Annotated in this window: 16 protein-coding genes; 13 read left to right on the forward strand and 3 right to left on the reverse strand. The window is 40.7% G+C overall.

Going from position 1 to position 16,274, the window contains the following annotated elements; genetic code table 11:
* The first annotated feature begins 5 nt into the window (after positions 1-5).
* From ACMX3D_RS17980 to ureC, 7 genes are all read left to right on the forward strand, one after another.
* Entirely contained in the window at positions 6-884 is an 879-nt protein-coding gene (locus ACMX3D_RS17980) for a hypothetical protein (RefSeq protein ID WP_482747241.1), read from the forward strand.
* A 669-nt stretch (positions 885-1,553) separates the two neighbouring features.
* Positions 1,554-2,102 carry a PEP-CTERM sorting domain-containing protein gene (locus ACMX3D_RS17985; protein ID WP_482747242.1) on the forward strand — a complete coding sequence of 183 codons (549 nt, stop codon included), beginning with the start codon at positions 1,554-1,556 and terminating at the stop codon, positions 2,100-2,102.
* 101 nt (positions 2,103-2,203) lie between these two features.
* Positions 2,204-3,058: an urease accessory protein UreD gene (locus ACMX3D_RS17990; protein WP_482747243.1), complete on the forward strand. Its 855-nt coding sequence runs from the start codon at positions 2,204-2,206 to the stop codon at positions 3,056-3,058.
* A 22-nt stretch (positions 3,059-3,080) separates the two neighbouring features.
* A complete protein-coding gene (gene ureA, locus ACMX3D_RS17995) occupies positions 3,081-3,383 on the forward strand; it encodes an urease subunit gamma (protein WP_482747244.1) in 303 nt (100 codons plus the stop codon).
* Between the two features lie 21 nt (positions 3,384-3,404).
* Entirely contained in the window at positions 3,405-3,719 is a 315-nt protein-coding gene (locus ACMX3D_RS18000) for an urease subunit beta (RefSeq protein ID WP_482747245.1), read from the forward strand.
* Positions 3,720-3,747: 28 nt separating this feature from the next.
* Entirely contained in the window at positions 3,748-4,425 is a 678-nt protein-coding gene (locus ACMX3D_RS18005; RefSeq protein ID WP_482747246.1) for a Coq4 family protein, read from the forward strand.
* Between the two features lie 30 nt (positions 4,426-4,455).
* Complete coding sequence (gene ureC, locus ACMX3D_RS18010; protein WP_482747247.1) at positions 4,456-6,162, forward strand: urease subunit alpha; 1,707 nt, start codon at positions 4,456-4,458, stop codon at positions 6,160-6,162.
* A gap of 169 nt (positions 6,163-6,331) precedes the next feature.
* Here the strand turns inward: ureC and ACMX3D_RS18015 are convergent, their stop codons facing one another.
* Entirely contained in the window at positions 6,332-7,021 is a 690-nt protein-coding gene (locus ACMX3D_RS18015; RefSeq protein ID WP_482747248.1) for a hypothetical protein, read from the reverse strand.
* 330 nt (positions 7,022-7,351) lie between these two features.
* Here ACMX3D_RS18015 and ACMX3D_RS18020 point away from each other — a divergent pair, with 330 nt between their 5' ends.
* From ACMX3D_RS18020 to ACMX3D_RS18030, 3 genes are all read left to right on the forward strand, one after another.
* On the forward strand, positions 7,352-7,474 hold the full coding sequence (locus tag ACMX3D_RS18020) for a DUF2887 domain-containing protein (RefSeq protein WP_482747249.1): 123 nt from the start codon (positions 7,352-7,354) through the stop codon (positions 7,472-7,474).
* 107 nt (positions 7,475-7,581) lie between these two features.
* The gene (locus tag ACMX3D_RS18025) at positions 7,582-8,046 is read left to right on the forward strand and encodes a hypothetical protein (protein ID WP_482747250.1); all 465 of its coding nucleotides are present in this window, start codon (positions 7,582-7,584) and stop codon (positions 8,044-8,046) included.
* 99 nt (positions 8,047-8,145) lie between these two features.
* Positions 8,146-10,749 carry a tetratricopeptide repeat protein gene (locus ACMX3D_RS18030; RefSeq protein ID WP_482747251.1) on the forward strand — a complete coding sequence of 868 codons (2,604 nt, stop codon included), beginning with the start codon at positions 8,146-8,148 and terminating at the stop codon, positions 10,747-10,749.
* 48 nt (positions 10,750-10,797) lie between these two features.
* Here the strand turns inward: ACMX3D_RS18030 and ACMX3D_RS18035 are convergent, their stop codons facing one another.
* Both ACMX3D_RS18035 and ACMX3D_RS18040 read right to left on the reverse strand, forming a co-directional pair.
* A complete protein-coding gene (locus ACMX3D_RS18035) occupies positions 10,798-11,067 on the reverse strand; it encodes a type II toxin-antitoxin system ParD family antitoxin (RefSeq protein WP_482747252.1) in 270 nt (89 codons plus the stop codon).
* A 64-nt stretch (positions 11,068-11,131) separates the two neighbouring features.
* The gene (locus ACMX3D_RS18040) at positions 11,132-11,449 is read right to left on the reverse strand and encodes a hypothetical protein (protein ID WP_482747253.1); all 318 of its coding nucleotides are present in this window, start codon (positions 11,447-11,449) and stop codon (positions 11,132-11,134) included.
* 118 nt (positions 11,450-11,567) lie between these two features.
* On the opposite strand from ACMX3D_RS18040, the gene ACMX3D_RS18045 reads away from it, so the two are divergent.
* The 3 genes from ACMX3D_RS18045 (at position 11,568) to ACMX3D_RS18055 (ending at position 15,990) form a co-directional block, all read left to right on the forward strand.
* Complete coding sequence (locus ACMX3D_RS18045; protein ID WP_482747254.1) at positions 11,568-11,942, forward strand: hypothetical protein; 375 nt, start codon at positions 11,568-11,570, stop codon at positions 11,940-11,942.
* 252 nt (positions 11,943-12,194) lie between these two features.
* Entirely contained in the window at positions 12,195-14,465 is a 2,271-nt protein-coding gene (locus tag ACMX3D_RS18050) for a transglycosylase domain-containing protein (RefSeq protein ID WP_482747255.1), read from the forward strand.
* Between the two features lie 445 nt (positions 14,466-14,910).
* Positions 14,911-15,990 carry an ATP-dependent 6-phosphofructokinase gene (locus ACMX3D_RS18055; RefSeq protein WP_482747256.1) on the forward strand — a complete coding sequence of 360 codons (1,080 nt, stop codon included), beginning with the start codon at positions 14,911-14,913 and terminating at the stop codon, positions 15,988-15,990.
* Positions 15,991-16,274: the final 284 nt, after the last annotated feature.

Below are 16,274 nucleotides of genomic sequence, written 5' to 3' on the forward strand. Positions count from 1 at the left end.
GTTTCATGGTGATTAACAAATCTCAAGGGTATCTATTAGGACTTGTACTTGCCAGTACCTTAAGTGCAAACATACAATCTGCAAGCGCTCTAAACACTCAGTCTGTCAATAATGACGTAGAAGATAATGCATCTTTAGCTACTTATGTACTAGGTTCAACTATTGCGCCTTTAGCAGCTACTGATTTGTATATTTTCGATGGCAAACAATATGAACCAAATGCCTTTTGGATGCCGCTAAGTCAAAAGATTAGCGCAACAGCTTTCTTCCCTAATTATGATGGCGGATTATTCAATGATACAGATACAACGTCTTTAGCTATGGAAGCAGTTGTAGCAGGTCTAACTGTGAGTAAATATGATAAAACTCCAGTGATGGCTAATAAAGTTTTCGTTAGTAGCCAGCATGAGAACCAAATGATAGTTGTTAGCATGACATCTGGGGAAATTACTCGTAGAACTGGAGAAAACCAGCCTCACGAAATTCAACGTTCACCAGAACAAAATCGACGTTATGTAGCTAACTCTCAATATCTCAGACGCGGTACCCTTGTGAGTACTAATTACAACGCAGTTAGTATGCAGCGGACGATGGAAGATTTACAGAATATTGCCTACCTCGGTATGAATGATGTGAATGCTGAACCACTATCAGACGCTTTAACCAGAGAACTGAAGCTAACAACTAACGTAGCTTTTGTACCAGATAACTCGTGTGTGAATCTTGTAGATTCCAAATTACCGCCAGCTTGTCAAAACAAAAATGTAGAGAAGACAACAGCAACTATGCCCATGATTCACGATAAAACATGGTCAGTACAGATGAATGAAGATTTCGCTTTTTGGCAGAGTATGAATATTTTCGCTCAAAAAGTAGGGAAATAAATTACTTGAGAGGATGACTGGAAAAGACTACAAAATTTGGCACATGAGCCTATGCTAGATGCTTTAACCAAAGAATTGAAGATTACTACTTCTAAAGCTCTTGTGCCAGATAACCTGTATGTTAATTTAATAGATTATAAACTAAATAAACTAAACACATAAAATTTTTGATTTCAGCAAGAAAGGTTGTATTTTATCTTTCGTGCTTTTTGTATGACAAAATAAATATTTAATTCTGTAAACGCAGTTTTGTGCCACAAATTATTTCTTTAATTCGGATGTATCTTAAAATATTTTATTAATAAAAATTTCAATAAAGTTAGTACATAACTTATGAGTATAAGTATTTAAATGAAATGTTATTACATAGCAGCTAGAGCAATAATATAATATAAATAATTTTAGACAGAGCAGCAAATTTTATAATTATCTTTACCTTTAATTAAACTATGCTTAAACCAATAAACCCAAGATAAGTTGATTCTAAATATTAAGCATTTGTTTTCTTGCTGCTACCAAATAGTGATAACTTGGGTCTTTTACCGTTACTCTTGGTTTTCAAGAAAAATGTCTGTTTTGAAGTTCAAATAAGACTTGAGTAATTGCAAATCAAATTGCTTTTTGATTTGCAGTTGGCAAAACTTGCAGAAGTTTATTGAGAGGAAAAAAATGAAGCTTGTTTCACGATTAGTTCTGGTTACTACAAGCCTAACTTTAGCTTTGACTACTTTAGATGTAAAGTATGCCTCTGCTGCTATTATCAATTATGCTTTTAAGATTGATAGTCCAACCACCAGAGGGCAGGGATTTTTTAGCTTTGATGATACAACTTTTAGTAATGATAATATTCCAGTCGCACCAGTTCAATCATTGTCTTTTAGCTTCGCTGGTGAATCAATTGTTTATGATGAGACAGATGATGTCAACTATCCAGATTTTCCTATTGTATTTCCAACCACTTTCTTAACAGGACGGACATCTGTAGGATTAGAGTATCTGTTTAATGATAGAAATCCTGATAGTGATTTAAGTTATGAAATCTCTGGTAGAGATTTTACAATTTTTTCGATAACCAATCCCAATACTGAAATCGTTACTGGGACAGTTACTTATAGTAAAGTGCCTGAGCCTGATACTTTAACAGCTAGTCTTATTACTTGTGGTGTTGGCTGGTTCATTAAGAGAAAGGGAATGTTAACAAAAAAAGTTAAAGTCTAATCTTGCAGTTGGGTGTGATCTAACTAAAAGTAAAAGCTAATTACTAGATAATAAAAAATGAAGTATGAATTAGTTATACTTCGTTTTTTTATTTATTAACAATGGTTTATAGTCCACAAACAGCAAGTTGGCATGGCAAACTTAACTTAGTCTATGCCGATCGCCTAAATTCCACCCAGCTAATTTACAATCACCATCAAGCGCCGCTAAAGGTACAACGCCCTTTTTACCCTGAAGGCGAAAAAGTTTGTCATAGCGTAATTTTACATACAGCTGGCGGAGTTGTAGGAGGCGATCGCTTATCATCCAATTTTCACCTCCAACCCAATGCGCAAGCTTTAATCACCACAGCCGCAGCCAGTAAGATTTATCGCAGCAATGGCTTGCAAGCTAGACAAACGCTAGATATCCAAATTGATGCGGGTGCTTGTTTAGAATTGTTACCGCAAGAAACAATTTTATTTAACGGCGCAGATTACCGCCAAGATTTACGGGTAGAATTAGCAACCAAAGCTTGTTTTTTAGGTTGGGAAATTACCCGCTTTGGTCGCAGTGCTAGAGGAGAAAAATTCTTACAGGGAGAATGGCGATCGCATACTGAAATTTGGCAGCAAGGTGTTCCATTATGGATAGATCGTCAATTTTTACCAGGTAATACAGACATTTTCCACAGTCCGCATGGTTTATTTGGACAGCCAATTGTCGGTAGCTTAATTTGGCTTGGTCATCCAGTCTCCACCGAAATCATTGCTAAAGCACGTTCTTGCTTCACTCCCCACTCAGCACTCAACACTCAGCACTCCATCGGCGTGACACAACTAGAACATGGACTTTTGTGTAGATATCGCGGCGCTTCCACATCAGAGGTGAGAAACTGGTTTACGGCTGTTTGGCAGATACTGCGAACATCTTTTTTGAGTCGTGGTAGCTGTATACCAAGAGTTTGGCAGATTTAAACGAACCATAAAGGATGCAAAGATGCAACTTACGCCGCAGGAAAAAGATAAATTATTAATTTTTACTGCTGCTTTATTAGCGGAAAGACGAAAACAAAGAGGTGTGAAATTAAATTACCCGGAAGCAGTCGCTTATATTTCTGCTGCTATTTTAGAAGGCGCACGAGATGGACGTACTGTTGCAGAATTGATGAGTTATGGCACAACTTTATTAACAAGAGATGATGTGATGGAAGGTGTACCAGAAATGGTGCATGAAGTGCAAGTAGAAGCAACTTTTCCTGATGGTACTAAGTTAGTAACAGTACATAATCCTATTCGTTAATTTTTATTTTTTAAAAGTATTATGATACCCGGAGAAATTATTACAGCTACAGGTGAAATCGAACTCAATGCAGGTCGTCCAACAGTAAAATTGCAAGTTGCTAATACAGGCGATCGCCCTATCCAAGTTGGTTCTCATTTTCACTTTTATGAAGTCAATTCTGCCCTAAATTTTGATAGAGAACAAGCACGGGGAATGCGTCTTGATATTCCCGCAGGGACAGCAGTCCGGTTTGAACCAGGGGATGAAAAGGAAGTCACATTAGTTCCATTAGTGGGTAGTCGTCAAGTTTACGGCTTCAATGGCAAAATCAACGGACAACTGCCACAAGTCTAAAATAGATGAAACACTTTAAGGATTTGCTATGTTGCTATTAGAACGACATCAACGCCTCAGTGCTGATTTTAAAGTTATCTTGAAAGCACTGGTGAATTTGTACAGAGACCCAGCTAATCTTGACTATGTTTACGATATTGAAGATGGATTGCGTGATAGCAAAGCCACTGAATCATCAATAAATTGGCTCAAAACACAGCCAGCAATAGCACAACTGATTCAAGAAAGATATATTGCACCTCATCCTGATATAGAAAAGCTCTTACAATATCCCGAAACATCTTTAGGCTATGCTTACGCATCCTATATTAAACAAAATGGTTTCGACCCTGGATTTTATCGTCAAATCAAAATAGAAGATGATATTAGTTATCTAACTTTGCGTATGCGCCAAACTCATGATATTTGGCATGTAGTCACAGGTTTTAAGACTGATGGACTCGGAGAAATCGGTCTTAAGGCTTTTGAAATGGCGCAGACACGCAGAAATTTAGCATTTGTATTAGTAGGAGTAAGTCTATTAGGTACATTGGTAAAATCGCCAGACCAACTGCCTAATTTATTAGAACAAATAACTCTGGGATATAAGATGGGGTCAACAGCAAAGCCACTATTGACGCAAAAATGGGAAGAACATTGGGATAAGTCTTTATCAGAGTGGAGAGACGAATTAGATATTCAACCAGCATCATTCAATTCTTTTTGACCACATCTTACATCTCGAAGGAATTAAATAATGAGTTATAGAATGGATCGCCGCGCCTATGCTGAAACATACGGGCCGACAGTAGGCGATCGCATCCGCCTTGCAGATACAGAATTATTTATAGAAGTAGAACAAGACTTTACTACCTACGGCGATGAAGTGAAATTTGGCGGTGGTAAAGTTATTCGTGATGGCATGGGACAATCTCCCATTTCTAACGCCGATGGTGCAGTAGATTTAGTCATTACCAATGCTTTGATTCTCGATTGGTGGGGAGTTGTCAAAGCAGATATCGGCATTAAAGATGGCAAGATATTTAAAATTGGGAAAGCTGGTAATCCTTATATTCAAGACAACGTAGATATTATTATTGGCCCTGGAACCGAAGCTTTAGCTGGAGAGGGAATGATTCTCACAGCAGGCGGGATTGATAGCCATATTCATTTTATTTGTCCGCAGCAAATTGAAGTGGCGATCGCCTCTGGAATTACAACCATGATTGGCGGCGGAACTGGCCCCGCTACTGGAACCAACGCTACTACTTGCACTCCCGGCCCTTGGAACATTTATCGGATGTTGCAAGCTGCTGATGCTTTTCCGATGAACCTAGGCTTTTTGGGTAAAGGTAATGCTAGTCAACCTCAAGCACTAGCAGAACAAGTGCAAGCTGGTGCGATGGGTTTAAAACTGCACGAAGACTGGGGTACAACTCCCGCCACTATTGATACTTGTCTGAGTGTGGCTGATGAATATGATGTGCAAGTAGCCATTCATACCGACACCCTCAACGAAGCTGGATTTGTGGAAGATACCATCGCCGCCTTTAAAAACCGCGCCATCCACACTTACCACACTGAAGGCGCAGGCGGTGGACACGCACCAGATATTATTAAAGTCTGCGGTCAAGCCAATGTTCTACCTTCTTCTACCAACCCAACGCGTCCTTACACCGTCAACACCTTAGATGAACACCTAGATATGTTGATGGTATGTCATCATCTCGACCCAAGTATTGCTGAGGATGTGGCTTTTGCTGAGTCGCGCATTCGCAGAGAAACCATCGCCGCCGAAGATATTTTGCACGACTTAGGTGCATTTAGCATGATTTCTTCTGACTCCCAAGCAATGGGGAGAGTCGGGGAAGTAATAATTCGGACATGGCAAACTGCCCACAAAATGAAGGTACAACGAGGAAGCCTTGCTGGAGATAGTGAAGCAGATAATTTACGAGCAAAAAGATATGTAGCCAAGTACACTATTAACCCCGCAATTACACATGGTATTGCCGATTATGTCGGTTCAGTAGAAGCGGGGAAACTCGCAGATTTATGTTTATGGCGACCAGCGTTTTTTGGTGTCAAGCCAGAGATAGTAATTAAAGGTGGGATGATTGCATGGTCACAAATGGGTGATGCTAACGCCAGTATTCCTACACCGCAACCAGTACATATGCGACCAATGTTTGGCAGTTTTAGTGGTGCTAGGAATGCAACGTCTTTAACTTTTGTTTCGCAAGTGGCTTTAGAAAGAGAAATTCCGCGCCATCTGGGATTGCAAAAACCTGCTGTTGCTGTTGCTGGAACACGTCAGTTGAGTAAACGCGACTTGAAACTAAATGACGCACTACCACAAATAGAAGTAGATCCCGAAACTTATGAAGTGAGAGCAGATGGGGAATTACTAACTTGTGAACCTGCAACAATTTTACCAATGGCGCAGCGTTACTTTTTATTTTGATTCCAAACATTATAAGAGAGAATGCGATCGCACTCTCTCTTATAATTTGTGAATTCTACTAGCTTTTAACTACCTGTCATATCATATTCGTCTAATTCCCCAGCTTTCACGTTGCGTGTTCAAATAGACGCGATATCACAGAAGTTTTCCATAACCAGATTTTGTACTTTTATTTAGAAGGTAATGCCGAGCCTGGTTGGATGCTATTGTCAGGTGTGCTGCTAGAACCGGGCGCAGGAGTTACACTGCCAGGAGTGGTGGATTCTGGTGTAGTTGTGCTACCTGGGGCTGGTGTAATTTGGGTAGGAGCAGTGGTATCTGGTGCAGTCGTGCTACCAGGAGTTGTGGAATCTGGTGTGGTTGTGCTACCTGGGGCTGGTGTGATTTGGGTAGGAGCAGTGGTATCTGGTGCAGTCGTGCTACCAGGAGTTGTGGAATCTGGTGTATTTGTAGTACCAGGAGTTGTGGAATCTGGTGTAGTTGTGCTACCTGGTGCTGGTGTGATTTGGGTAGGAGCAGTGGTATCTGGTGCAGTCGTGCTACCAGGAGTACCAGGTTCAGCAGGTACTGTTGTGCTGTCGGGAGTTGTTGTGGTTCCAGAAGGCTGTGTGTCTGGTACGGTGGTAGTACCAGAAGAGCTGGGGGTGAGTGGTTGACCGTTAGGACAACGTGAATTTAAGGGGAAACGCTTACACAGAATTTCTAAACCTTCTGGCGACAGCTGAATTTCCGTTGGTGAACTATTGGATGTGCTACTGGATTGGGCGATTGGGGATTTACTGGATTGAGCAACTGCAACGTTAGCACTGAGAGCCAAAGTCAAAGCTGTGCCAATCAACGACAGAGATTTTCCCTTCATTATGAAATTAACCTCAACGGAAACAGAACACTCGCCCCATTAAATCAAACAATTAAATTTAGAAAATCTTCCTAAAAGATGATGTTTATTTGTGCTGTGGAATTTAGTTATATATGCTAAAGCATAATAATTTCAATAATTTCCCGCAGCTATGTTAGTTTCCTAAAATACAAAAATCAAGCGACAAAATCTAGTTATATCAGCAACAATATGAGATAAAATCACCTTTTCACGATAGGGATCAGAAATTTATTAATGTAAATCAAATAACTCAGCTAAGACAATTAAGTTGCTGTCGAGATATTGTCTAAGCAAATATTAAAATATTTTATGAAATTAAAATCAATATTCTATAAACTGCTTCAACAATTCTCACTTTTGTTATTTCAACTACTGAAACATCACCCAGAAAATGCTGAAAGTTACCGATTTGATTCAGGGGAAACGCGATGAATCCCAACAATTAGGTGTAGCAGCTATTTGCGATCGCTTCAAAATCCGAAAAATTGTACAGTAAGTTTGTATATCACTTTGTTACTACTCAATTTAAGTACAAACTTATGGTAGAACCTTTAACCGCAGCAGTGATCGTCACTTTGTTTTTCTCGGAAGCAATCAAAGAAAGTGGTAAAGCTTTAGGCCAAGGTGCGGCTGAGACATTTAAAAAACTAGTAGACACCATTCGGGCAAAGTTTCAAGCAGAGGGAACAGAAGGGTTACTCAAACGAGCCGAAAATGATCCCACAGATAAGAATAAAGAAAAGCTACGAGATGAACTGCAAACCCAGATGGATGCAGATGCAGAATTTGCAAATAAATTGAGAGAACTTGTTGAACAGCTAAAGTCACAAGATGCAACTATCCGTCAAGTAGTTTTGAGTGATATTGAAATAACTGAGGATTTAACAGTAAAAGATCTCACTCAAAAAGTTGCGGGGGACGGTTCAGTTGAGCAAGTAAACGTTAAAGAAGTGAAAGCTAAAAACATTGATGTGAGTAATTTAAACCAACAAGTTGAAAGATAATTCATAATTTGCAATTTATTGCAGTTTGTAGGTTGGGTGGAGCGATAGCAAAACCCAACAAAAGCCTCATAATGTAATGCCATATTCTAATTTAAAATTATGACAAACGAGCCAGACTCTAAAGTTGTACAAGTAAAACTTGAAAATTTACAAGTCGGTGGCAATATTACAATCAAAGATATTACCCAGATTTACCAAACAGTTAATAATTTAGATAATATTCCTAAACCAACTGGATTTCCGCAAAACATTCCTAAAAGTAACACAGATAAATTTGTTGGAAGAGAGGGAAAATTAAAACGTCTTTATCAACAGTTGCAACGTAATGATGAAGTAGTTATTGCGGCTGTGGAAGGTATGGGGGGCGTGGGGAAAACAGAATTAGCAATCCAGTATTCGCTGCTGCATTTACAATTACAGAGTTACCCTGGTGGAATTTGTTGGCTACAAGGAAGAGCAGAAGATATTGGTTTGCAAATTGTACAATTTGCCAGAACAGATTTAGGTTTGCCAATTCCTGATGATTTAGAGTTACCGGAACGAGTGCGTTGGTGTTGGCAACATTGGCGGGAGGGAAACACGCTCATAGTTTTAGATGATGTGACAAATTATGGTGAGATAAAACCTTACCTACCACCCCAACCATCTCAGTTTAAGGTAATTATTACCACGCGACTCAAGTTAGATTTAGCTGGTTCTTTATTTCTGGAAGTTTTACAAGAAACTGATGCGCTGTTATTACTCAATCAATTAATTGGGGAAGATAAAGTAAAACAAGAATCGGCAAAGGCTCAAGAACTATGTCAGCGTTTAGGTTATTTGCCTTTAGCGTTGCAATTAGTGGGAAGGTATGTAAAAAAACGCAAGATATCTTTAGCGGAGATGTTGCGACGGTTAGAAGAAAAAGGATTAGCTCATCCTTCTTTAGTGGTGGATGAAAATGACCCTACTTGGACACTTGATGTAAAACGAGGAGTAGCCGCAGCTTTTGAATTGAGTTGGACAGAATTAAGTGAACCTGCTCAAGAGTTAGGGTGTTTACTCAGTTTATTTGCTTTAGCTCCAATTCCTTGGGATTTGGTGGAAAGTGCGGCAAAAGATCAAGATGCGGAAGCCTTGGAAGATGCGAGAGTTGAATTAGAAAGTTTGCATTTAATCCAAGGTGAAGATAGTTATCGGTTACATCGACTGATTCAAGAGTTTTTTAGAGGTAAGCAAAATAATTTAGCTGTTGCTGATAAGCAAAAATATAATTACTGCGCGGCGATGGTAGAAGTAGCGCAAGCAATTCCTCAAAAACCTGTATTGGAAGACATTACTACATTTACTCCCATTATTCGCCACCTTGCTGAAGTTGCCAAGGCTTACCACACTTGGTTAAGTGATAAAGATTTAATTTGGCCGTTTTTTGGCTTAGGTCAATTTTATGAAGGTCAAGGAGCTTACGCCCAAGCTTTACCTTGGCGAAAGCAATGTTTATCAGTGGCAAAACAGCGATTGGGAGAAGAGCATCCTTATGTCGCCGCTAGTTACAACAATTTGGCATCACTTTACAAATTACAAGGACAATACAGGGAAGCAGAACCACTGCTTCAAAAAGCTTTGCAACTCTGGCAAAGGCTGCTAGGAGAAGAACATCAAGATGTCGCCACCAGTTACAACAACTTAGCTAATCTTTATAGGTTTCAAGGGCGTTACAGTGAAGCTGAACCACTTTATCAAAAAGCTTTGCAACTCATGCAACGGCTACTAGGAGAAGAACATCAAGATGTTGCTGCTAGTTACAACAATTTAGCTAATCTTTACTATTTACAAGGACATTACAGCAAAGCTGAATTACTGTTTCTAAAAGCTTTGCAACTCTGGCAAAGGCTGCTAGGAGAAGAACATCAAGATATCGCCACTAGTTACAACACTTTGGCTAACCTTTACAATTCTCAAGGACGTTACAGTGAAGCCGAATCACTTTACCAAAAAGCTCTGCAACTTAGGCAAAGGCTTTTGGGTGAAGAGCATCCCTCAGTCGCTACCAGTTACAACAACTTGGCATCACTATACAATTTACAAGGACTGTATAGCGAAGCCGAACCATATTACCAAAAAGCTTTGCAACTCATGCAACGGCTACTAGGAGAAGAGCATCCCGATGTTGCTGCCAGTTACAACAATTTGGGGTCACTATACAATTCTCAAGGAAAGTACAATAAAGCTGAACCATTGTTACAAAAAGCTTTGCAACTTAGGCAACAGCTGCTAGGAGAAGAGCATCGAGATGTCGCTCAGAGTTACAACAACTTGGCTTTTCTGTACAATTCCCAAAAACGGTACAGCGAGGCCGAACCACTTTACCAAAAAGCGCTGCAACTCAGGCAACGGCTTTTAGGAGAAGAGCATCCTGATGTCGCTACCAGTTACTACAATTTGGGATTCCTATACCATTCTCAAGGACGGGATAGCGAGGCCGAACCACTTTACCAAAAAGCTTTGCAACTCTGGCAACGGCTGCTGGGAGAAAAGCATCCCAATCTCGCCTCCATTTACAACAACTTGGCATTTTTGTACTATTCCCAAGGCAGGTACGGTGAAGCCGAACCACTGTTCCAGAAGGCTTTGCAAATTGCGGAACTGAGTTTAGGGGTAAGTCATCCTAACACAATTACTTTTCGTGAAAATCTGGCTAGTTGTCAGCAACATAATCAATAATCTTCTCAATATCCCGACTTGCAGGAGCAGTAAATCTACAAATATTGCTCATTTATTAGTCTGCTGACGACGCTGTTGTAGTTTCTGTTCTAGTTGATGAAAAACCGTTTCTGCGTCAATAACTTTCCCACGTTCTGAAGCTTCGACTCCAATCATGATTTCCTGTTGCAATTCTTCAAATCTACCTTGATAAATACATTCTCTTTCTTCCAGCAGTTTAATACCTGCAATAATCACTGCTTCTGTTGAAGCATACTTACCGCTTGCAACTTGATTTTGAATAAATTGCTCTATTTCTGGAGTCAAGGAAATATTCATATATATTGTGTACTATAACTATGCTTAATTTTAAACGCGGAGTGGCGCGGAGGTAAGCGCAAAGTTACGCGGAGTTTGAGTTTGAGGTTAATTTTATTGGGCGATCGCACCATTCCATTCCCGTTGATACAAGCAAAGCAAGCTTAATTTTTGATGCGATCGCTTCGTGCAATTTTAATACATCGCTCTGCATTGTTAATGCCATGCCCTGCATTGTTAATGCCACGCCCTGCATTGTTAATGCCACGCCTTGCATTGTTAATGCCACGCCTTGCATTGTTAATGCCACGCCTTGCATTGTTAATGCCACGCCTTGCATTGTTAATGCCACGCCTTGCATTGTTAATGCCACGCCTTGCATTGTTAATGCCACGCCTTGCATTGTTAATGCCACGCCTTGCGAACATTAAATTACTGTTAATTATCAGACTATTATTTATACTGTTAGTTCTTTTGTTGCAATGGGTACATTAAATATATAATTTATTACGTAGACAACTATGACAAATCCAGATACAACCCGTCGTTTGCGCCCTCAAGTTATTAGTCAAGATGTTGACTCATTACACGGCTTGCAAACTATCAGTGCTTACGAAACCAGCCGTGCTGATGCTACTGCTGCTAACTTACAACAAGCTTATCAAGCTATGTTGACTACGCAACAAGCCGAAACTGAGAAATTAACTTTATATCGTGCGGCGGCTGATGCGGCGCGATTGGCAGAATGGGAATTTCACAATGCTGTGATAGCAATGAAAGAAGTTGTGCGCGGACAGTACGGTTCAGACAGTGACCAAGCGCAAGCTGTGGGACTGAAGAAAAAATCAGACCGTAAGCGTCCTAGTCGCAAAAAGTTGGTTGCAGTAACAAGCTAATTAAAATAATTTTAATAGTTTTGTAGATGACCATGTTTGGTATTGATGGGGCAGGCTGTCTGGCTTACCCCACAATCATCATCATTTAATTCAATAACGCTCCTTATTTTTGCGGATTTACAAGCTGGGCTAGAAGCACGATGATCAGAACGCCACAATCTGTTGTGGCTATGAGTAAAATGGTGAAAGATCTGTCAGGAAATCGCCATTCGCCGATTCTTCACTGCCAAATAATCGTGATGTAAATAGCCGATGAGTTCTCCCCAACCCCCGCAAAAGCCGCAAACTATACTTGGTCAACTGACTCAAGCAGTACATACAATTCAAGCTAGGGTCGATTTTTCCAAGTTGGCACTTAAGCCGAACGCCAAAGTACCAGAACTGTGGGTACAAGATGCAGGGGCGGATAAGGCGGAGGTTTATCCATTGTTAGGCGATCGCTATATCCTAGGACGAAGTTCTAAATCTAGCGATATAGTCGTTCGTAACCCAGTCGTCAGCCAAATTCATCTGTCACTGTCGCGGGACTCTACCCAACGCAAACCTGTGTTCGTGATTAAAGATGAAAACTCAACCAATGGCATTTATCTTGGTAAAAGACGGCTGACTTCTTTAGAACTGCGACATGGCGACATCATCACTTTAGGGCCACCAGAACTAGCTGCATCAGTCAGATTGCAATATGTCGATCCGCCAGCATGGTATGTCAAAGCTGCAACTTGGGCAGGTTATGGTGTTGGTGGTGCTACTGCACTGTTAGCTTTGGTGATTGGTGTGGAATGGATGAAGTTTTCTGTCAGACCTCTACCAACAGCTACTCGCGCCCCTGTCATCGTTTACGCCCGTGATGGTTCAACCCCTCTACGTGAACCGCGCACAACCGCCCACGTAGACATGAAGCGCTTGCAAGATTTTGGCCCTTATTTGGCTAACGCTGTAGTCGCCTCAGAAGATACTCGTTATTACTGGCACGTTGGTGTAGACCCCTTGGGGATTTTACGTGCAGTGTTAATTAATAGCCGCAGTGGCGATTTACAGCAAGGAGCAAGTACAGTTACCCAACAAGTTGCTCGTAGTTTATTCCGTGATTATGTTGGTAATCAGGACTCCCTCGGACGAAAATTGCGTGAAGCAATTGTAGCTCTCAAGTTAGAAACGTTTTATAGCAAAGATGAAATTTTGCTGACTTATTTAAATCGTGTATTTTTAGGCGGAGATACTTCTGGTTTTGAGGATGCGGCAAAGTTTTATTTTGAAAAGTCAGCGAAAGAATTAACTCTAGCAGAAGCCGCAACATTAGTGGGAATTTTACCTGCTCCCAACGCCTTTGATTTTTGTGGTGACGGCCCAAATAAACTAGAAGCTGCTGATTACCGCAACCGCGTGATTAAGCGAATGTTGGAAATGGGCAAAATCTCCCAAGAAGATGCAAATCGGGCGAGACGTTCTACAGTCCAAGTCAGCCCTAAAGTTTGCGAACAGCAAGCCAAAACGATTGCGCCTTATTTTTACAGTTATGTGTTTCAAGAACTGGAATCAATATTAGGAGAAGGCGCAGCCAGAGAAGGAAACTACATCATTGAAACCCAGCTAGATCCAGCAATTCAAGCCCAAGCCGAAGCATCATTGAAAAACTCAGTCAGTACTTCTGGCTCAACCTTTCGTTTTTCCCAAGGGGCGATCGTTACTTTAGACTCGAAAACAGGTAGTATTCTGGCGATGGTAGGCGGTACTGATTACCGCAAAAGCCAATTCAATCGCGCTGTCCAAGCCAAAAGGCAACCAGGTTCTACCTTTAAAATTTTTGCCTATACAGCCGCCATCGAACAGGGAATTTCACCATATAAAACTTATTCTTGCGCCCCTTTACCTTGGCAAGGCTTTACCTATAAACCTTGTCGTGCTGGTGCAGACGTAAGTTTAGACATTGCTACAGGTCTTGCCCTTTCCGAAAACCCAATTGCTTTGCGAGTTGCTAAAGAAATAGGGTTGAATAAAGTTGTGGCAATGGCACAGCGTTTGGGGGTAAAGTCAGAGCTTGATCCGGTTCCTGGCTTAGTACTGGGTCAAAGTGTAGTGAATGTTTTAGAAATGACTGGGGCTTTTGGTGCGATTGGCAATCAAGGTGTGTGGAATCCACCCCATGCGATTAGCCGAATTTTAGATAGCGGTGATTGCAAGGATCGGAATGATTTAAAAAGCTGCCGGGTGATCTATTCCTTTGACCAAAACCGCGAGGCTAACAAGCGAGTTCTCTCTACAGATGTAGCTGATCAAATGACCACCTTGATGCGGGGAGTGGTCTCCAGAGGTACTGGTCGTAGTGCTGCTATTGGTATGGGAGAAGCTGGTAAAACAGGTACTACTGATAAAAACGTTGATCTGTGGTTTATTGGTTTTATTCCTAGCCGCCGCTTAGTTACAGGTGTCTGGCTAGGAAATGATAATAATTCCCCCACTTCTGGTAGCAGCGCCCAAGCCGCTCAACTGTGGGGCAGGTATATGAGTAGAATTGCCAGGTAAGTAAATTGAAGTTGGTTATTTGTCCTTTGTCAAAAGCCAAGAAGTAGAAGATAGAATTTCATACTTCATACTTCATACTTTTGACTGAGTTTTTCTGCCCTCACAAAATCAAGCATTAAGACTTCAGTTTTTAATAGTTAAAATTAGCAACATTAAATTATTAAATACTGAAAATCATGAAATTTTGTTTCGGAAAAATGGGGTATACACAAATTATCCTAGACTTTTAAAGTAATGAAATAATCAAAACTATACTTTGAGATTAAGCTTCTAGTCAGATGACCGTAAAACTTTGCTGTTATCAATTTTATGATGTGTTTTTGGTCTGAAATCAAGCAATATAGAGATTTAATCAACCAAATTCATAGCATTTAATTAGATTTTTCAAGCATTAGCTAACTCTGGTAGTGAGTGAAATTATTTCACGTTTGCAACGTTAAAAAATATGGGTAAAAGTAAGCGTATAGGAATTCTTACCAGTGGCGGAGATTGCTCTGGTTTGAATGCAGTGATTAGAGCTGTTGTTCATTGTGCTAACGGTAAAGGTTGGGAAGTCTTAGGCATTCGGCAAGCAACTCTAGGATTAATGGCACGGCCGCCACAAGTTACTAAATTAGAAATCGACCAAGTTGATCCTTTATTAACCTCTGGCGGCACAATGTTAGGAACTACTAATAAAGGTGATCCTTTTGCTTTTCCTATGCCTGATGGTAGTTTGTGCGATCGCTCATCAGAAATTATTGCAGGCTATCATCAATTAGATTTAGATGCGTTGATTGGCATTGGTGGGGATGGTAGTTTAGCGATTCTGCGTCGCCTTGCACAACAAGGCGGGATCAACTTAGTCGGTATCCCGAAGACCATTGATAATGATATCGGCATTACTGAACATGCCATTGGATTTGATACCGCTGTTAATATTGCTACAGAAGCACTGGATAAATTACATTTCACCGCCGCTTCTCATAGTCGAGTCATGATATTAGAAGTAATGGGTCGTGATGCCGGACACATCGCCTTAGCTGCGGGAATTGCCGGGGGTGCAGATGTAATTTTAATTCCCGAAATCCTCTACAGTATGGATGACATTTGCTACCACATTAAAAACCGTCAAGAGGAAGGCAAAAACTATTGTTTAATTATTGTCTCCGAAGCAGTGCGAACTCAAGAAGGCGAAATTCGCACCTTAACTAATCGTTTGGGTCAATCACGATATGGGGGAATTGGGGAATATCTAGCCGATCAAATTAGCGATCGCATTGGTGCAGAAACACGAGTCACAGTGTTAGGACACATCCAACGCGGTGGTACAGCTTCACCTCTAGACCGATTAGTCGCCTCTGCTTTTGGCGTAGCCGCCGTCAATCTGATTGAGGAAGGTAAATACGATTACATGGTTGCTTGGCAAAATCGCCAAGTGATCACCGTACCAATAGAAGAAGCGATCGCTCAGTATAAAGCCGTCAACCCAGAAGATGCTTTGGTCAAAACTGCTCGTGGTTTAGGTATTTATTTAGGAGAATAGTACTACTAGTACAAAAAGGCTAAAGTATGAAGTATGAAGTATGAAATGAAGAAACTCTGAGAGGATGTTTGGAAAGTATTGTTGTGAACATCAAAATCTTAAAAACCTAAACCCCCAACCCCCCAACACTCATGAGGGAATGGGGGTTTTACAGCCTCTCTCCGCGTCGGGGAGAGGTTTGGAGAGGGGTTTTTAGTATCTTCTTTTATGACTTTTAAAACAACCTCTGAGAGTACGGCTTTCAGCTATTTAGAATAGGTAGTTTACTTCCGCCGAACTGTACT

Source organism: Anabaena sp. TISTR 8404, from assembly GCF_056847745.1.